The organism is Actinoplanes sandaracinus, assembly GCF_030009775.1.
Classification (GTDB): Bacteria; Actinomycetota; Actinomycetes; order Mycobacteriales; family Micromonosporaceae; genus Actinoplanes; species Actinoplanes sandaracinus.
Window position 1 is genome coordinate 13,325 of the sequence record NZ_JASCTH010000004.1, and the last position, 17,955, is coordinate 31,279.

General features: G+C 71.2%; 16 protein-coding genes and 1 pseudogene. 8 read left to right on the forward strand and 9 right to left on the reverse strand.

Annotated elements, in window-relative coordinates:
- Positions 1 to 252 precede the first annotated feature (252 nt).
- The 5 genes and pseudogenes from manA to nfi form a co-directional block, all read right to left on the reverse strand.
- Positions 253 to 1,440, reverse strand: a complete 1,188-nt coding sequence (gene manA / locus QLQ12_RS06830; RefSeq protein ID WP_407651428.1) for a mannose-6-phosphate isomerase, class I — start codon at positions 1,438 to 1,440, stop codon at positions 253 to 255.
- Between the two features lie 75 nt (positions 1,441 to 1,515).
- The gene (locus QLQ12_RS06835; RefSeq protein ID WP_282757929.1) at positions 1,516 to 2,736 is read right to left on the reverse strand and encodes an SIS domain-containing protein; all 1,221 of its coding nucleotides are present in this window, start codon (positions 2,734 to 2,736) and stop codon (positions 1,516 to 1,518) included.
- 203 nt (positions 2,737 to 2,939) lie between these two features.
- Positions 2,940 to 3,101: pseudogene (locus tag QLQ12_RS06840) on the reverse strand (Trm112 family protein); the annotation flags it as partial.
- A 44-nt stretch (positions 3,102 to 3,145) separates the two neighbouring features.
- Positions 3,146 to 4,525 carry a phosphomannomutase/phosphoglucomutase gene (locus QLQ12_RS06845; protein WP_282757931.1) on the reverse strand — a complete coding sequence of 460 codons (1,380 nt, stop codon included), beginning with the start codon at positions 4,523 to 4,525 and terminating at the stop codon, positions 3,146 to 3,148.
- A 98-nt stretch (positions 4,526 to 4,623) separates the two neighbouring features.
- Positions 4,624 to 5,289, reverse strand: coding sequence for a deoxyribonuclease V (nfi, locus tag QLQ12_RS06850; RefSeq protein ID WP_407651439.1), 666 nt, complete (start codon positions 5,287 to 5,289; stop codon positions 4,624 to 4,626).
- Between the two features lie 45 nt (positions 5,290 to 5,334).
- Here nfi and QLQ12_RS06855 point away from each other — a divergent pair, with 45 nt between their 5' ends.
- The 4 genes from QLQ12_RS06855 to QLQ12_RS06870 all read left to right on the forward strand — a co-directional run bounded on the left by QLQ12_RS06855 (position 5,335) and on the right by QLQ12_RS06870 (position 9,614).
- Positions 5,335 to 6,603 carry a GAF domain-containing protein gene (locus QLQ12_RS06855; RefSeq protein ID WP_282758479.1) on the forward strand — a complete coding sequence of 423 codons (1,269 nt, stop codon included), beginning with the start codon at positions 5,335 to 5,337 and terminating at the stop codon, positions 6,601 to 6,603.
- A gap of 33 nt (positions 6,604 to 6,636) precedes the next feature.
- Complete coding sequence (exaC, locus tag QLQ12_RS06860; RefSeq protein WP_282757935.1) at positions 6,637 to 8,160, forward strand: acetaldehyde dehydrogenase ExaC; 1,524 nt, start codon at positions 6,637 to 6,639, stop codon at positions 8,158 to 8,160.
- Between the two features lie 4 nt (positions 8,161 to 8,164).
- A complete protein-coding gene (locus QLQ12_RS06865) occupies positions 8,165 to 8,542 on the forward strand; it encodes a DUF779 domain-containing protein (RefSeq protein ID WP_407651429.1) in 378 nt (125 codons plus the stop codon).
- A gap of 190 nt (positions 8,543 to 8,732) precedes the next feature.
- Entirely contained in the window at positions 8,733 to 9,614 is an 882-nt protein-coding gene (locus tag QLQ12_RS06870) for a polysaccharide deacetylase family protein (protein ID WP_282757936.1), read from the forward strand.
- 541 nt (positions 9,615 to 10,155) lie between these two features.
- On the opposite strand, the gene QLQ12_RS06875 is transcribed toward QLQ12_RS06870, so the two are convergent.
- Positions 10,156 to 10,518, reverse strand: a complete 363-nt coding sequence (locus QLQ12_RS06875; protein WP_282757937.1) for a DUF3499 domain-containing protein — start codon at positions 10,516 to 10,518, stop codon at positions 10,156 to 10,158.
- A gap of 185 nt (positions 10,519 to 10,703) precedes the next feature.
- Here QLQ12_RS06875 and QLQ12_RS06880 point away from each other — a divergent pair, with 185 nt between their 5' ends.
- Positions 10,704 to 11,180 carry a metallopeptidase family protein gene (locus tag QLQ12_RS06880; protein ID WP_407651430.1) on the forward strand — a complete coding sequence of 159 codons (477 nt, stop codon included), beginning with the start codon at positions 10,704 to 10,706 and terminating at the stop codon, positions 11,178 to 11,180.
- Here QLQ12_RS06880 and QLQ12_RS06885 read toward each other — a convergent pair.
- The 3 genes from QLQ12_RS06885 to QLQ12_RS06895 form a co-directional block, all read right to left on the reverse strand.
- Entirely contained in the window at positions 11,177 to 11,434 is a 258-nt protein-coding gene (locus QLQ12_RS06885) for a WhiB family transcriptional regulator (RefSeq protein WP_043522029.1), read from the reverse strand. The two genes, QLQ12_RS06880 and QLQ12_RS06885, sit on opposite strands and share 4 nt — an antisense overlap.
- A gap of 357 nt (positions 11,435 to 11,791) precedes the next feature.
- Positions 11,792 to 14,278, reverse strand: a complete 2,487-nt coding sequence (locus QLQ12_RS06890; RefSeq protein WP_282757941.1) for a bifunctional FO biosynthesis protein CofGH — start codon at positions 14,276 to 14,278, stop codon at positions 11,792 to 11,794.
- A 106-nt stretch (positions 14,279 to 14,384) separates the two neighbouring features.
- Positions 14,385 to 15,353, reverse strand: coding sequence for a hypothetical protein (locus QLQ12_RS06895; RefSeq protein WP_282757942.1), 969 nt, complete (start codon positions 15,351 to 15,353; stop codon positions 14,385 to 14,387).
- 90 nt (positions 15,354 to 15,443) lie between these two features.
- Here QLQ12_RS06895 and cofD point away from each other — a divergent pair, with 90 nt between their 5' ends.
- Genes cofD through QLQ12_RS06910 form a run of 3 tightly spaced genes read left to right on the forward strand, consistent with a single transcriptional unit; the run spans position 15,444 to position 17,952 of the window.
- Positions 15,444 to 16,394 carry a 2-phospho-L-lactate transferase gene (gene cofD, locus QLQ12_RS06900; protein WP_282757943.1) on the forward strand — a complete coding sequence of 317 codons (951 nt, stop codon included), beginning with the start codon at positions 15,444 to 15,446 and terminating at the stop codon, positions 16,392 to 16,394.
- Positions 16,391 to 17,398: a coenzyme F420-0:L-glutamate ligase gene (locus tag QLQ12_RS06905; protein WP_282757944.1), complete on the forward strand. Its 1,008-nt coding sequence runs from the start codon at positions 16,391 to 16,393 to the stop codon at positions 17,396 to 17,398. Before cofD ends, QLQ12_RS06905 begins: the two co-directional genes overlap by 4 nt.
- Entirely contained in the window at positions 17,395 to 17,952 is a 558-nt protein-coding gene (locus QLQ12_RS06910) for an NUDIX hydrolase (RefSeq protein ID WP_282757945.1), read from the forward strand. Before QLQ12_RS06905 ends, QLQ12_RS06910 begins: the two co-directional genes overlap by 4 nt.
- Positions 17,953 to 17,955: the final 3 nt, after the last annotated feature.

Sequence of the window (17,955 nt, forward strand, 5' to 3'; positions counted from 1 at the left end):
CGGGCGACACCAGTGGCGGACGCGACGCCGCGCGGAGGCTGGGCGGAACGCCACGCCGGGGCCGGACGGAACACCACGCGCACGGGTGGGCGCAATGCCACGCGCACGGGGAGACGCAACCCCACGCGCGCGGTGGGCGCGACGCCTCGGGGCGACGCTGTGGGGAGGTAGGGCGGAACGCCGCGCGCCACCGGCCCGGGGTTGCTGGAGCCGGTGGCGCGTGAGCTCGGACGAGGAGGGGACGGGAGGGGTCTAGACGGGCACGGCGGCGACGAAGACGCGGCCGGTGCCGGCCACCTTGATCGCTCCGGCGCCGGCCGGCACGTAGGCCGCTGTCCCGGGCTGGAGTTCGACCGGCGTCCCGTCCTCGCTCTGGCCGGCGAAGACCGTCCCGGCGGTGCACAGGATGATGCGCGGCCCGTGCGCCGGCACCTCGACGGGCGGGCGGGCGCCGTCCAGTTCGATGCGGTAGAGGGCGAAGTCGTTCACCGGAACCGTCCAGGTGTCGACGCCCGGCTCGATCGGGGTGGCCGGCAGCAGCGGATCGTCGAGCACCTCGAAACGCAGCACCCGCAGCAACTCGTCCACGTCGACGCGCTTGGGTGTCAGGCCGCCGCGGAGCACGTTGTCGCTGGCCGCCATCAGTTCGACGCCGAGCCCGTTCAGGTAGGCGTGCAGGTTGCCGGCGGGCATCCAGATCGCCTCGCCGGGCTCCAGCCGCACCAGGTTGAGCAGAAGCGCGACCAGCACGCCCGGGTCGCCCGGGTAGTGGGCGGCCAGGTCGATGGCGAGCCGGAACGAGTCGGCGTGCTCGTGGCCGGCGGGGATCGCGCGGGCCGCGGCAACCACTTCGTCGATCAGGGCGTTCCGGTCGTCGGCGGGCCACGTCAGCAGCAGTCGCACCGCCTCGGCGAGATCGCCGGCGCGCAGCGCGGTCACCACCGGCTCCAGCCGGGCGATCTGGAACTCACCGATCACCTCGGCCGCGACGGCCGGCCGGCGGAAGCCGCAGAGCGCCTCGAACGGCGTGAGCGCGACCAGCATCTCGGGCTTGTGGTGTGCGTCGGTGTAGTTCTTCGGTGCGTCCGGGTCGGCTTCCTGCCGGGCGTACGCCACCTTCGCGTAATCGGCGTCGGGGTGCGCCTGCAGGGACAGCGGGGCGCCGGCCGCGAGCACCTTCAGCAGGTACGGCAGCCGGGCCCCGAACGTCCGCACGACTTCGTCGCCGAGCTGGCCACCCGGATCGGCGGCGATGAGCCCGATCAGATCGACCGGCCCGTCCGGGCCCGGCACGGTGGATGGATCACCGGGGTGCGCGCCGAGCCACAGCTCCGCCTCCGGCCCCTCGGCGGGGGTGGGACGGCCCTGAAGCTCGGCGATCGCGGTGCGGGAGCCCCAGGCATAGGGCCGGATGATTCCGGTCAGGGGATACACGGTCATACTCGGCAAATTAGCAGTTATCCAGTGATAACGGGGGGCACGGTGATGATCATTTTGCCATCTCCCCGGCGCTGACTACATCCCGTCCGGGATCAGATTGGAGAGTTCCTTCATCTCGCTGATCGCCGGCACCGCCATCGGGTCGAGACCGTGGGCGAGGGCCAGGTAGAGCGAGGCGAAGTCGGGCACCGCGACCAGGGACGCCAGCCGCTCCAGCGTGGAGCCGCCCTCGGCGGTCAGCACGTCGCAGCGCACGCCACGCCGGTCGGCGAGGGTCTGGATGGCGTCGGCACGCCGTTCCTCGACGGCGACCGGCTCGTCGGCGTCGTCCTCAGGGTTCAGGCCACCGTCCCGGAAGACGACCAGTCGCAGCCGGGTCACGTTCTCGTCGGCCTCGTTCGGGTCGGCGAAGATGTCCCGCGAACCCTCGGCCAGGCCGCCGAAGACGCCGTCGAGCAGACCCACCCGGCCCCGGCCGGCCTCGCCGAGCGCGCCGGCCATCACCGGATAGCGGGCATTGGCGGCCAGGGTGTCGGCGAAGCGCCGGGCCGCGACCGTGGCCAGCGGCGAGGAGCCCCAGACGATCGGCACCGAGCCGGCCAGCCCGAGTGCGAGCTCCTTGGCCGGGTTGACGAACGAGTCGGCGCCGACTCGGCACCGCTCCGCGTCGGCGTCGAGCCGGATGGCGGTCTCCGCGATGTCGGCCTCGGCCAGCTTGGCCAGGCCGAGCGCACGGCCGGCGAACAGCACCGGGATGGTGAGGCCCCAGATGGTGGCCCGGGCCGGGGCGCGCCGGGGGACGCCGATGAACGGGGCGCGGGCTCGCTCGGCCAGCGCCTCCAACTCGGAGTCCGGGTTTCCGATGGCGACCAGGCGAGCACCTCGCCGGGCGGCGGCCTCGGCCGCCGCCAGGGCTTCCGGACTGCGGCCGGACGCCGAGACCGCGATCACCACGTCGGCCGCGCCGACCCAGCCGGGCACCCCCGCGCTGCGGTGCCCGATGATCGGCACCGGGCAGCGCGGGCCCGCGACGGTGGACAGGATGCTGCCGGTGAGCCCGGCGGTGCCGATGCCTGCGACCACGACGGCGCGCGGCCGGCCCTCGTCGGCGAGCATGCTCAGGTCGACCTCGGCGGCCAGAGCCGCCGACTCGCGCACCTGTGCGCCGGCCGAGGCGGTGGCCCGCAGCATGCCGCCGGGGTCGTTGGCGAGCATCGACTTCTCGTCGTTGAGCAACGACTCGTTGGCGACGCGATGCCCGTTGACCCCGGAGGATCCGCTCAAGGGCCCGGCCATCACTTCGCCCCCTTGTCCGCGGCGTCGTCGGCCGGCGACGACACCGAGCCGTCAACCGAAGCCGAACCATCAACTGAAGCCGGACCACCGGCCGAAGCCGAACCACCAGCCGAAGCCGACGACGAAGCCGAACCGTCGACCGAAGCCGAACCACCGGCCGAAGCCGGCGACGAGGCCGAGCCGTCGGCCGAAGCCGACGGCTCGCGTGCCTCGTCGAGGAGCAGGATCGGGATATCGTCGCGGATCTCGAAGATCCGGCCGCACTCGGTGCACGTCAGCGTCTGCGCCGCCACGTCGTGCTCCAGGGGCGCATGATGGGTGTCCGGGCAGGCCAGAATCTCCAGCAACTGCTGATCGAGCGCCACCGAGCTACTCCTAATCGCCGCGAAAGTACTGGGTCGAGGCGATCCTATCCGCGAACGATCGCCAGAACCTCGTCACGCAGTTGCGCCATCCGATCCGCGTCGCGGGCCTCGACGTTGAGCCGCAGCAGCGGCTCCGTGTTGGATGCCCGCAGGTTGAACCAGGCGCCGTCACCGACCTGCACGGTCATGCCGTCCAGCTCGTCCACCTCGGCGCCGGGGAACGCGGCCCGCACCTCAGCGATCTTGGCAGCGGAGTCGGCCACCGTGGAATTGATCTCACCTGAGGCGGCGTACCGCTCGTACTCGGCGGCGAACTCCGACAGCGGCAGCGGCTGGCTGCCGAACGCGGCGAGCACGTGCATGGCGGCGAGCATGCCGGTGTCGGCGAACCAGAAGTCACGGAAGTAGTAGTGCGCCGAGTGCTCGCCACCGAAGACCGCGTTGGTCGCCGCCATCTCCGCCTTGATGAAGGAGTGGCCGACCCGGCTGCGCACCGGCTTGCCGCCGTTCTCCACGATGATCTCCGGCACCGCGGCCGAGGTGATCAGGTTGTGGATGATCGTGCTGCCCGGGAACTTGGCCAGCTCACGGGCCGCCACCAGCGCGGTGATCGCCGACGGCGAGACCGGGTCGCCGTTCTCGTCGATCACGAAGCAGCGGTCGGCGTCGCCGTCGAACGCGAGGCCGATGTCGGCGCCCTGCTCACGGACCGCCTTCTGGAGGTCCTCGAGGTTCTTCGGGTCGAGCGGGTTCGCCTCATGGTTGGGGAACGAGCCGTCCAGCTCGAAGAAGAGCGGCACGATGGACAGCGGCAGGGCCGGCAGCACCTGGTCGCCGAGGACGGCCGGAACCGTGTAGCCGCCCATGCCGTTGCCGGCGTCCACGATCACCTTGAGCGGCCGGATGCCGGACAGGTCCACCAGCGACCGCAGGTGCGTCCCGTAGTCCTTGAGCACGTCACGGTGCTCGACCCGGACCGGGCCGTCGGCCTCGGCGTTCAGGTCGCCGAGCAGCTGCTGGGCGCGCTGCCGGACCACGGCCAGGCCGCTGTCCTGGCCGACCGGGCGGGCGCCGGACCGGCACAGTTTGATGCCGTTGTACTGAGCCGGGTTGTGGCTCGCGGTGAACATCGCCCCGGGCAGGTTCAGCGCGCCGGAGGCGTAGTAGAGCTGGTCGGTCGAAGCCAGACCGATGTTGATGACCGCGGTACCGGCCGCGTTGACGCCACGGGCGAAGGCGGCGGCCAGCCCCGGGCCGGACTCACGCATGTCATGGCCGATCACGATCTGGTCCGGCTCGTCACCGGACTCGCGCAACATCTCGACGAACGCCGTGCCGATCGCCCGAGCCACCGTCTCGTTGAACTGGTCCGGCACGGTGCCCCGTACGTCGTACGCCTTGATGATCTGCGACAGATCGAACACTGCTCACCCCTGTAGCCGATGGTCCCCTTTGGGGCCGAGGGTAGCGGAGTGCCTGGTGCCCCAAGGTTCTAACCGCACGTCTGCGCGGTCAACCGCGATCAACTGAGTAAATCCCGGCATGCGCGGTCCGCCGCCCGCGTCGTCTCCGGCAGCCGGTATCGCGGGGTCAGGGCCAGTGTCAGCGCGCAGGCACGGTCCAGATCGATCCGGTGTCCGACGGAGACGAAGACCGGCTTCACCCCGTTCTGGGTACGCAGCACCGCGCCGACCGTCTCCCCCGCGTCGATCAGCGGCGATCTCGCGCCCCGCCGCTCGCCGACCGGCTCCCAGTCTCCCACCAGCCGGGTCTTCCCGACGCCGAACGCCGGGAGATCGGTGAGGACCCCCAGGTGGGCGGCGAGGCCGAACCGGCGTGGGTGGGCCAGCCCGTGCCCGTCGCAGATCAGCACCTCCGGCCGCACGGTGAGCCGGTCGAGCGCGTCCAGCAGGGCCGGAACCTCGCGGAAGGCGAACAGGCCGGGCACGTACGGGAAGGCCGGCCGGCCACGTACCACCGCGGTGTCCACGACCGAGAGGTCAGCGGTGCTCAGCACCACGACCGCGGCGGCCAGCCGCTCGTCGCCCTCGGAGTAGGCGACGTCCAGCCCGGCCACGGTGGCTGGGGACGCCGGCCCTTCATCGAAGACCAGGCGGGAGCGGAGGGCGTCCTGCACGGCGAGGGCTTCTTCTTCGGTACGGGGCCACGGTTGCACGGCCCGCAGCATAGGCACGGTTGTCACCTGAGGTGACAAGGGTCACGATGGGTGGGTCTGGAGGTGCTGCCGGTGAACCCGTGGCTCGCGCTGGCTCCTGGAGACGATCCGGCCGAACGGATCCGCCAGGTCGGCCGTGCCCATGAGCGGTTCCTGGCGGGCGATCGCCGGCCCGAGCGGATGCGGTCCGTGGTCGCCGATTCCTGGGCGCGGTCGGCGGCGTTCCTGCAAGCGGACAGCACTCCTCCGATCGAGCTGGCCGACGACGACCTGGAGGCGTACCGCTCGGCGCATCCGCTGGCGCAGGTCATGCCGATCTTCCGGGACCTGCTGGGCGGTCTGGCCGAGGACGGCGATCACATGATGGCGGTCTGCGACGAACACGGCCGGCTGCTCTGGGTCGAGGGGCATCCGGCCACCCTGCGCGGCGCCGAGTCGATGAACTTCGTGCCGGGCGCCCGCTGGGACGAGGCGCACGCCGGCACCAACGCGCCGGGCACCGCGCTCGCCGTCGACCACGCGTTGCAGATCTTCGCGACCGAGCACTTCAGTCACCCGGTGCAGCGGTGGACGTGCGCCGCGGCCCCGGTCCACGATCCCGGCACCGGGCGCCTGCTCGGCGCCATCGACGTCACCGGCGGGGATCATCTGGCGAACCCGCACAGTCTGGCCCTGGTCCGGGCCACGGCGCTGGCCGCTGAGGCGTACCTCCGCGGTGTCGCCCCGGCCCAGCGGAGACCACAGGTCGCGGCACTCGGCCGGGACGAGGCGGTGCTGGCGTGGGACGGCCGCCGGGCACGGCTCGGCAGGCGGCACTCGGAGCTGCTGGTCCTGCTCACGGCGCATCCGGAGGGGCGCACCGGCGATCAGCTCGCCGTCGACCTGTACGGCGACGACGTGAACCCGGTGACGGTCCGCGCCGAGCTGTCCCGGCTGCGCCGCATCCTCGGCCCCGAGTTGCTGGACTCCCGGCCGTACCGGCTGCGCACCGGCCTGGTGACCGACTTCGGCACGGTGCGCCGGCTGCTGGAGCAGGGGCGCACGGCGGAGGCTCTGGCGGCGTACCCCGGAGGGTTGTTGCCGGCCTCGGACGCGCCCGGCATCGCGCGGCTGCGACGCCGCCTCGATGATCGTCTGCGTGCCGCCGTGCTCGCCGCCGCTGACCGGCGGCTGGTGCAGACCTGGCTGGACCGGCCGTGGGGTGGCGACGATCTGGAGATGTGGGAGGCCTACGCCACGCTCTGTCCCGCCGATCCGGTCGCCGCCCGCCGGGTCGCCGCGCTCACCCGGGAATACGCGTGCAACGTTGCTGCAACGTGGCCGTAACTAGCCTCCGCCCCTAAAGAGGGAGGCAGGCTCGTGACCATCTACACCCCGCCCGGTTCTGACGGCGCCATCGTCGGCTACCAGTCGCGCTACGACCACTACATCGGCGGCGAGTACGTCCCGCCGGCCAAGGGCCAGTACTTCACCAACCCGTCCCCGGTGACCGGCCAGATCTTCACCGAGGTCGCCCGGGGCACCGCCGACGACGTGGAGAAGGCCCTGGACGCGGCCCACGCCGCCGCTCCCGCGTGGGGCCGCACCTCTCCCGCCGAACGCGCCGACATCCTCAACCGGATCGCCGACCGGATGGAACAGAACCTGGAGAAGCTGGCCGTCGCCGAGGCCTGGGAGAACGGCAAGGCGGTCCGCGAGACCCTGGCCGCCGACATCCCGCTCGCGATCGACCACTTCCGCTACTTCGCCGGTGCGATCCGGGCTCAGGAGGGCAGCGCCGGCGAACTCGACTCCGACACCGTCGCCTATCACTTCCACGAGCCGCTCGGCGTGGTCGCGCAGATCATCCCGTGGAACTTCCCGATCCTGATGGCCGTCTGGAAACTGGCGCCGGCCCTGGCCGCCGGCAACGCGGTCGTGCTCAAGCCGGCCGAGCAGACCCCGGCCTCGATCCACTATCTGTTCTCGCTGATCGGCGACCTGATCCCGGCCGGCGTGGTGAACATCGTCAACGGCTTCGGCGTGGAGGCCGGCAAGCCGCTCGCGTCGTCGAGCCGGGTGGCCAAGGTCGCGTTCACCGGCGAGACCACCACCGGCCGCCTGATCATGCAGTATGCCTCGGAGAACCTGATCCCGGTCACCCTGGAGCTCGGCGGCAAGAGCCCGAACATCTTCTTCGACGACGTGAGCCGGGCCGACGACGACTTCCTCGACAAGGCCCTCGAAGGCTTCGCGATGTTCGCCCTCAACCAGGGCGAGGTGTGCACCTGCCCGTCCCGCGCGCTGATCCAGCAGAGCCATTACTCGGACTTCCTCGCGGCCGGCGTGAAAAGGGTGGAGAACCTCAGGCAGGGCAACCCGCTCGATACCGACACCCAGGTCGGGGCGCAGGCCTCGAACGACCAGCTGGAGAAGATCCTGTCGTACCTGGACACCGGCCGCCGGGAGGGTGCCCGCGTGCTGACCGGCGGGGCGCGCGCGGAGATGCCCGGCGACCTGGCCGGTGGCTACTACGTACAGCCGACGATCTTCGAGGGCCGCAACAGCATGCGGATCTTCCAGGAGGAGATCTTCGGGCCGGTGGTGTCGGTCACCTCGTTCACCGACTTCGACGACGCCATCGCGATCGCCAACGACACGCTGTACGGCCTCGGCGCCGGAGTCTGGACGCGGGACGGGAACCAGGCGTACCGGGCCGGCCGGGCGATCAAGGCCGGGCGGGTGTGGACGAACTGCTACCACCTCTACCCGGCGCACGCCGCGTTCGGTGGCTACAAGCAGTCCGGCATCGGGCGGGAGAACCACAAGATGATGCTCGACCACTACCAGCAGACCAAGAACCTGCTGGTCAGCTACTCGCCCAAAGCCATGGGCTTCTTCTAGGCCGATGGCTGTGGCGACGAGAGTCGACGTGACTCCCGCGGCCGCCGCGCTCATGCGGCAGCTGCGGGAGCAGCACGGTCCGCTGATGTTCCACCAGTCCGGCGGCTGCTGCGACGGCAGCTCACCGATGTGCTACTTGGAGGGCGAGTTCCGCACCGGTGGCTCCGATGTGCTGCTGCAGTCCCTGGCGGTCGAAGGGGTGCCGGAACCGATCACGTTCTGGATGTCGGCCTCGCAGTTCGCGCTCTGGAAGCACACGCACCTGACGGTGGACGTGGTCCCCGGCCGCGGTTCAGGCTTCTCGCTGGAGGCGCCGGAGGGCGTACGGTTCCTGATCCGCTCCCGCCTGCTGACCGAGCGGGAACTGGCCGAACTGGACTGATCCCGAGCGGGGGTGGGGTGACGGCATCCCCACCCCGCCGGGTAGACGTTTCGGGACATTTACCACCTTGACCACCCCCATCGGCAACCCGCTATGCCTTGCGAGCGAGACTTAACCTGTTCCGGACTGGCGACCGGTCGATATGCGAGGCATCCTCGGCGGTCGCTCAACCGACCTGGGGAGGTCTCTTTTGACACGGCTGTCGCACACCCGGAAGGCCTTCGCGATCAGCTTTCTGCTGATCATGCTGGGTCTGCTCGGTCAAGCGACCGCGGCGACCACCACCGCCCAGCCGAAACCGGCGCCAGACCCTTCGGCCGTGGTCGCCTCAGGGACTCCACAGTCCTCCGCACCAGCACCGACTCCCGCGCCCGGCGGCTCCTCGACGGCCGAACCCGCCCCCGCCCCCGCCGGGCCGGAACGCACCGAGAAGGCCTTCGTGGACCCCGGGCGCACCGGCAAGACCGGTCCCGCCGGCAGCCTGATGACCACCGGCTCCAAGGCGGTCGCGCTGACCTTCGACGACGGCCCCGATCCCGACTACACCCCGAAGCTGCTGCAGCTCCTCGCCAAGGAGAAGGTCAAGGCGACGTTCTGTCTGGTCGGCACCCAGGCGCGGCGTCATCCCGACCTGGTCCGCGCCATCGCCCAGGACGGCCACAGCTTCTGCAACCACTCCTGGAACCACGATCTCAAACTGGGCAAGAAACCCCACAACGCGATCCGCGAGGATCTGGAGCGCACCAACGCCGCCATCCGCGCCGCGGTCCCCGGCGCCCAGATCCGGTACATGCGGGCGCCCGGTGGCAACTTCACCCCGCCGCTGGTGAACGCCTCCACCGAACTGGGCATGCGCTCGATCTACTGGAAGGTCGACCCGCGCGACTGGGAGCAGCCCGAGACCGAGACCGACGCCGCCCACCGCAACAAGGTCATCCGGATCGTCAAGAGCAACACCCGGGCGGGCTCGATCGTCCTCTCCCACGACTACGCCCAGCCCGAGACCGTCGAGGCCTACCGCGTGCTGCTGCCCTGGCTGCGCAAGCGGTTCGAGCTAGTCGCCCTCCCCTGACACCTCACCGCCGGCTCGTTCCAGAGCCTTCTCCGGTACGGCCAGCCGGCCCCCGACCGCACCGGGACCGTCCCGTGGCTCCCCCCGCGACGTAGACCCGGCGCAAGGCCGCCACGCGACCAACGGGCACGCCCCCACTCACCGGACGCGACCCCGCTCACCGCACCGCGGACAACACGCGCCTGGGCTACGGCCGGACGGACCGCGAGCAGCCCGGGCCGGGCCGGGGCCGAGCGGGACAGGCGGCGGGCTGGGGCGGGACAGGCGGCGGGTCGGGGCGCGACCACACAAGCCGGGGCTCGATCGCACAGGGCGGCTGAGCGGGTCGGGTGGTGCGCGGGGGTTCAGCCCGATGGGCGCGCTGGGGGCTGGAGCCGGGTCCACGTCGCGTTGTAGTCCGGGACGGCATGGTTCGGCGGGGCGGGGTGGCCGTACGAGATGAGTGGTTCTGAAAGCCGCCGCATCCCCGGGTCACGGTGAGCGGATCAGCGTGACGGAGAGGTCGTTCGAAGGGCAGCGGGAGGACGTCAGGGAGAGGACGTCAGTGGGAGGGGGGAATCACCCTGAGGTGGCCGCGGCGCCCGGTCTGGTGGCCGGGCGCGTGGTCCGCCTCGTCGGGGCGGGGGTGCACGGGACGAGCGGCTTCGCGGACGGCCTCGGCGAGAGCGACGAGGTCGTCGGTGGTGGGGGGCGGAGGCGCGAAGTCGCCGTCGTGGCGGACGAGTTCCCAGCCTCGGGGGGCGGTGAGGCTGCGGGCGTGCGTCTCGCACAGGTCGTACGTGTGGGGCTCGGCGAACGCGGCGAGAGGGCCGACGACAGCCGTCGAATCGCCGTAGACGTAGGTCAGGGTGGCGACCGCCTGTCGGGGACAGCCGTTCCGGGAGCAGCGCCGTGGTGACCTCACGGCGGCAACTTATCTCCCCGTTCACGATTATGGGTCGTGTTGCCGCGCGACACGCCGACCGGGGCGCATCACGATTCGGCGAGGGTCGTTAGAAATGCCGCCCCGTTGGGGCGAATTAACGGCGCGGACACACGACGCGAACGGGCTGACCACGTACGCCGCCCGGGTGGGGATACGCTGGCCGCGTGACCACCAGTCCCGAACGCCGCCGGACCGATGGCAAGGCGCCCCGCAAGCCCGGTCCGGGCCATCCCGCACGCCGGGATCGGCACGGGCGCGGTCTGCGTGGCCGCCTGGTGCCGGCGACCGTGCCTCTGGCCCGCACCAAGGCCGAGATCTTCGACGACCTGGTGCTGGACACCGTCGAGAGCCTGGAGCGCCGCTATGCCAAGGAACTGGCCGGCGTGGAGTTCGCGGTCGAGGACGTGCCACCGGAGCTGAACGTCTACGACTCCGACGTGCTCGAGGACGGCGAGGTGCCCCTGGCCCGGTTGCTGCCGGGGCGTCCGGGGCGGCACGAGCTGCCGCCGCGGATCGTGCTCTACCGGCGCCCGCTGGAGTTCCGGGCGATGGACCGGGAAGACCTCGCCGACCTCGTCCACGATGTGATCATCGAGCAGGTTGCCAACCTGCTCGGAGTGGATCCCGACGAGTTGGCTTAGGCGACCCGCCGCTTCAACTTGCGACGTTCACGTTCGGACAGTCCACCCCAGATTCCGAAACGCTCGTCGTGGCCGAGTGCGTACTCCAGGCACTCGGTTTTCACATCACAGCGGCCGCAGATGCGCTTCGCCTCGCGCGTCGAGCCGCCCTTCTCGGGAAAAAAAGCCTCCGGATCGGTCTGCGAACACAGCGCCCGCTCCTGCCACTCGGGCGCGTCCCCGAGCAGGTCTACCCCTTCAACCTGCGCTTCCATCGGCGTGCCTCCAAATTCTGCGCCGACATGAAGTCGGCGCTGACCCCCCACGCACGCGGCGTGTTTCTGTGGGTTCGACGCCTTTGTGCCACATCGTCCCCACAACCCCACAGAAATTACACGCGTGTAAGACGTGCGTCGTCAAGCCGAACCTGATAAATGGGCCCGTTTCCCCCACGCTGGAGAGCGGATCACGGTCCCGTTCCTGCCATATCTGTCCGCGCCGCCGGAAGGTAACGCGAACCCGGGTCTTCGCGTCCAATTTAACCCGTTTTGTAATCTAGGGGCAGGGGGTCCCCCGACCCGGGTCCGCCGAATGGATCATGCCCCGGTTGAATATTTTTCAACCGGGGTTCGTCAACGTCGTCCGTAGACCGTGGTTCGTTCCACAGCGGGGCGCCCGGCCGCCGCGGCCAGCTCCTTCAGCTCGGCCACCGTCCGAGCCGAACCGTGCTCCGACCCGGCCATGCGGGAGATCGTCTCCTCCATGAGAGTGCCGCCCAGGTCGTTGCAACCGCTGTTGAGCATCACCCGGGTGCCCTCGTCGCCGAGTTTCACCCACGAGCACTGGATGTTGTCGATCCGGCCGTGCAGCAGGACACGGGCCATCGCGTGCACAACCCGGTTCTCCCTCCAGGTCGGACCCGGACGGGCGATGCCAGCCAGATAGATCGGGGCGTTCGTGTGGATGAACGGCAGCCCGACAAACTCGGTGAAGCCACCCGTGACGTCCTGGATGCCGGCCAGCACCCGGAAGTGGCCGAGCCACTGACGGGGGTGGTCGACGTGGCCGTACATCATGGTCGAGCTGGACCGGATGCCGACCTGGTGCGCCGTGGTGACCACGTCGATCCAGGCGGAGGCGGGCAGCTTGCCCTTGGTCAGCACCCAGCGCACGTCGTCGTCGAGGATCTCGGCCGCGGTGCCCGGGATGGTGCCGAGACCCGCTTCCTTCAGATCGGTCAGCCAGTCACGCAGCGAGACGCCCGCTTTCGCGGAGGCGGTGACGATCTCCATCGGCGAGTACGCGTGGACGTGCATCCCCGGCACCCGGCGCTTCACGGCACGGACCAGATCGGCGTACGCGGTGACCGGCATCTTGGGATCGATGCCGCCCTGCATGCACACCTCGGACGCGCCGTCGCGCCACGCCTCCTCGGCCCGGTCGGCGACCTGCTCGACCGACAGGCGGTACGCGTCGGCGTCCTTCTCGCGCTGGGCGAACGCACAGAACCGGCAGCCGACGTAACAGACGTTGGAGAAGTTGATGTTGCGGTTCACCACATACGTGATGTCGTCGCCGTTGACCTGTCTGCGCAGGTCGTCAGCGATCCGGGCGAGCTCGTCGAGGGCCGGGCCGTCGGCGTTGAACAACGCCATCGCCTTGTCCTCGTTCTTCTCCAGGAGGAGAGCGGCCGGATCCTCGGAAGCCAGCTTCAGCGCGGCCACCACGTCGGTCGGCATGGTCGCCGGAGCGCTGCGGACGTGGGCGGCGACCTCGTCCCAGTCGCCGTAGACGTGGTCGAAGTCGGAGCGGCGGTCGTCGGTGCGGCCCTCCGAGTCGATGCTCTGGTGAAGGTCGGTGCGGCCGCTGCCGAAGGCCTCGTCGGGCTCCTGCCAGGGCAGGCCCACCGGGCTCTTGTCGAGTGCCATCCCGTCCGCCCCGGACAGCGCGCTCACGTGCGCCTTGACGCGCGGGTCCAGCCAGCCCTCGTCACCCCGGCGGACATACTCCGGGTAGATCGTGAGCCGCTCTTTCAGCGTGAAGCCGGCCTTCTCGGTCTTCTCGGCAAGGAGGTCGATCTGCGGCCACGGGCGTTCCGGGTTGACGTGGTCCGGGGTGACCGGCGAAACGCCGCCCCAGTCGTCGATGCCGGCCCGCAGCAGCAGCGAGAACTCGTCGTCGATCAGGTTCGGCGGGGCCTGAAGCCGGGCCCGCGGGCCCATGATGATCCGCGCCACGGCCACGGTCGCCGCCAGCTCGCGCAGTTCCGCGTCGGGCATTCCGCGCATCGCCGTGTCCGGCTTGGCGCGGAAGTTCTGGACGATGACCTCCTGGATGTGCCCGAACTCCCGGGCCGCCCGGCGGATCGCGAACAGCGAATCGGCCCGCTCGGTGACGGTCTCGCCGATGCCGATCAGGATGCCGGTGGTGAACGGGACACCGACCCGGCCGGCGTCGTCGAGCACCCGCAGCCGGACCGCGGGCTCCTTGTCGGGCGAGCCGTAGTGCGGGCCGCCCTTCTCCGACCACAGCCGGGTGGCGGTGGTCTCCAGCATCATCCCCATGCTCGGCGCCACCGGCTTGAGGCGCTGCAACTCGGCCCAGCTCATCACCCCGGGATTGAGGTGCGGCAGCAGGCCGGTCTCCTCCAGCACGGCGATCGCGCAGGCCCGCACATAGTCGAGGGTGGAGTCGTAACCCCGCTCGTCCAGCCACTGGCGGGCGGCGGGCCAACGCTCCTCCGGCCGGTCGCCGAGGGTGAACAACGCCTCCTTGCAGCCCTGAGCCGCGCCCTGGCGGGCGATCTCCAGAACCTCGTCGCGCTCCAGGAACGCGGCCGGCAGCTTGTGCGGCACGGTGGCGAACGTGCAGTAGTGACACCGGTCCTGACAGAGCCGGGTCAGCGGAATGAAGACCTTGCGGGAGTACGTGACCACGCCCGGCCGCCCGGCCTCGCGCAGTCCCGCGTCACGGATGCCACCGGCGATCGCCAGCAGCTGGTCGAACTGTTCTCCAGTGGCCGCGAGGAGCGCGGTCGCCTCGTCGATGTCGATCGCTTTGCCGTCGGCGGCGCGGCGCAGTGCGCGGCGGATGCTCGCCTCGGTCGGTACCGGTTCCACGTTGACCTCTACCACGCAAAGCAGCCTAGGCCGGAATCGTTTCGCCTGCCGCTGTGGTCACAGGCCCGCCGAAGTGTCCTGTGCCACCATCGGCGGGCCGCGATGCTCATTGGCGGGGCGGATCCTCGGCGGCCGGGCCGAAACCGGGCCGGTCCTCGGGCAGCACCGCGGTGCGGTCGATCGGCGGCGGCGAAGCCGCGGGCGGGGTGGAGACGGGCTTCGGCACCTGCTGTGTCGGCTCGGCGGGCGGGACCGGCGGCTGGCCCCAGCCGGGCGGCGGCACGGCCGGGTACTGGCCGTAGGTCGCCGGCGACGGCACGTTGAACGGCTGGGTCGCCACCGGCGGCGGAACGGGCCCGGGAGCGCCGAACTGCGGCGGGGCCGAACCGGGCGAGCCCCACTGCGGCTGGGCGGTGCCCGGCGCCCCAAACTGCTGCTGGCCGGAAACCGGCGCCCCGAACTGCTGCTGGCCGGGGCTCGGCGCGCCGAAAGGCGGCTGGCCGTAGGGGGCGGCCTGGCCGAAGGGCGGCTGGCCGTACGACGGCTGACCGTACGGCGCCTGGCCATAGGGCTGGCCGTAGACCCCCGGCTGAGGCTTCGGCCGGGGCACCGAGAAGACGCCGAGCCAGATCTGCAGGACCGCGTAACCCGCCAGGGCGAGCAACCCGAGCCAGGCGACCCGCGCCAGCAGCGCCCCGAGGGCGGCGACGGCGCTCGACGCGGCGAGGTGACTCACCCCGAAGAGCACTCCGAAGATCACTCCGAAGAACGACGCGACCCCGTACTCGACGACGGCGACCAGGGTGATCAGCCGGGCCTTCGGGTGCACCGGTGTGACGCCGAGCGCGAGGAGCACCGCGGCGAGCGGGAAGAAGACCGTCTCCAGGTTGACGAAACCGCCGAAGCTGCCCTGGGCCCGGCCCGCGAAGTCGGCCCCGAGCAGGTTGACGACGGCCACGAAGAGGAACACGGCGGGCGCGCCGAGCAGGGCGTACACCGCCAGGTCGCGCAGGGGGCGCAGGAACTGCCCGAGGGGCTTCTCGGCGGCCGGCTCCGGCTGCGGTGATGTGGTCACGATTGCTCCCGGTGCGGTGATCGAGTCGGCCCAGAGTAAACGCCAGACCCACCGACCGGTGCGATGACGCGGGTGCGGGAGGATGAGGGAATGCGGATCGTGGTCCTGACCGGGGGCATCGGCGGTGCCCGTTTCCTTCTCGGCGTGCGTGCTCATGCCCGTGCCATCGGCGCCGACGTCACGGCGATCGTCAATGTGGGTGACGACGTGCGCATGCACGGCCTGCAGATCTGTCCCGACCTGGACAGCGTCATGTACACCCTGGGCGGCGCCGCCGACCCGGAGCGTGGCTGGGGCCGGGTCGGTGAGACCTGGGTGGTCAAGGAGGAGCTGGCGAAGTACGGCGTGGAGCCGTCCTGGTTCGGGCTCGGCGACAAGGACACCGCCACCCACCTGGTGCGGACCACCATGCTGAACGCCGGATATCCGCTGTCCGCGGTGACCCGGGCCCTGTGCGAGCGCTGGCAGCCGGGCATCACCATGCTCCCGGCCACCGACGACCGGCTGGAGACCCACGTGGTCGTCGACGTCGAGGGCGAGCGCAAGGCGATCCACTTCCAGGAGTGGTGGGTGCGTTACCGGGGAGACCTGCCGACGCACCGGTTCGTCTTCCGTGGCGCCGAGGCCGCGAAACCGGCCGCCGGCGTGCTCGACGCGATCGCGGCCGCCGATGTGATTTTGGTCGCCCCGAGCAATCCGGTGGTCAGCATCGCGCCCGTGCTGGCCGTACCAGCGCTGAAGGACGCCGTGGCGAACGGCTCGGCGCCCGTGGTGGGGGTCTCGCCGATCATCGGCGGCTCGCCGGTCCGCGGGATGGCCGACAAGTGCCTGGCCACCCTGGAGGTCGAGGTGAGCGCGGCCGGCGTGGGCCGGATGTACGGCCCCCGCGCCGAGGGCGGCCTGCTGGACGGCTGGCTGGTCGACACCTCGGACGCCGAGGCTCAGGTGCCGGGTGTGCGCACCCGGGCGGTGCCGCTGTGGATGAAGGACGAGAGTCTCACGGCCCGGATGGTCGCCGAGGCGCTGGAGCTGGCCCGATGAGCCTGGAGATCCTTCCGGTGCACGGCATCGGGGAGATCACCGCGGGCGACGACCTGGCGCTGCTGATCACGGCCGCGGCCCCGTGGCTCGCCGACGGCGACGTCCTCGTGGTGACCAGCAAGATCGTCTCCAAGGCGGAGGGCCGACTGGTCGAGGTCCCGGCCGACGGCCCGGAGCGCGAGGAGGCCCGGCAGCGGACGCTCGCCGGTGAGACCGCCCGGGTGGTGGCCCGCCGCGGCCCCACCACGATCGTGCAGACCCACCACGGTTTCGTGATGGCGGCCGCCGGCATCGACGCCTCGAACGTCGACAAGACCCATCTGGTGCTGCTCCCGGAAGACCCCGACGCGTCGGCCCGGCGGCTCCGCGCCGACCTGCTCGCCCGCGGCCTGGACGTGGCGATCATCGTCTCCGACACGATGGGCCGGGCCTGGCGCAACGGGCTGACCGACGTGGCCCTCGGCGCGGCCGGCATCGAGGCGCTGCTCGACCACCGCGGGCAGGTCGACCCCTACGGCAACGAGCTGAGCCTCACCCAAATGGCCGTGGCGGACGAACTGGCCGCCGCCGCCGAGCTGGTCAAGGGCAAGTGCGACGGCGTCCCGGTGGCGGTCGTCCGCGGCTATCCCTACCGGCCCGCGGACTCCGGGGCGAAGGTGCTGATCCGGGACGCCGAGAGCGACATGTTCAGCCTGGGCACCGCCGAGGCCCGCGCACTCGGCCTCCGCGACGCGGCCCTCCTCGCCGACGTTCCGGTGACCGGCGCGACGGCCTCCGGCCACGCGACGGAACTGGTCGCGGGCGTGCTCACACCGGGCACCGGCATCACCTCGTACGGCCCCGGCACGCTGCGCCTCACCCCCGCCGGCCCGGCGCCGGCCGACCTACTGCGGCTCGGCGCCGACACCCATCGGGTACGCGTCACGCTCGCGGCCGCCGGCCTGGCCAGCACCGCCGACCTCGACGACGGTGGCGTCACCCTCACCCTCGGAGCACCCGCATGACCACCCTGTACGAGAACGCCGTGGACGTGCTCTCCACCTGGACCGCCACCTCGGAGGACGCCGAGCGGGCCCGTAAGCGGACCCTCGACCTGCTGGCCGACGGGCCGGCCGCGATGACCCGCGCGCACCGGCTCGGCCACGTCACCGCCAGCGCCCTGATCGTCGACGACGCGGCCCGGGTCCTGCTCTGTCTGCACGGCCGGCTGGGTCTCTGGATGCAACTGGGCGGCCACTGCGAGGCAGGCGACGAGACCCTGGCGGCGGCCGCGTTCCGTGAGGCGACCGAGGAGTCCGGCATCCCGGGGCTGATCATCGACCCGGCGCCGATCGACATCGACATCCACGAGGTCCGCTGCGGCGCTCAGGACGGCGCTCCGGCCGAGCCGTCGGTCCATTACGACGTGCGTTTCCTGCTGCGGGCCCCGACCGGCAGCGTCGAGCGGATCAGCGACGAGTCGTCGGACCTGGCGTGGTTCCACCGGGACGCCCTGCCGTCGCCGCTGGCCTCCGGCACGATCCAGCAGATCGCGCCGGCTCTGGCCCGGCTGACGTGACCG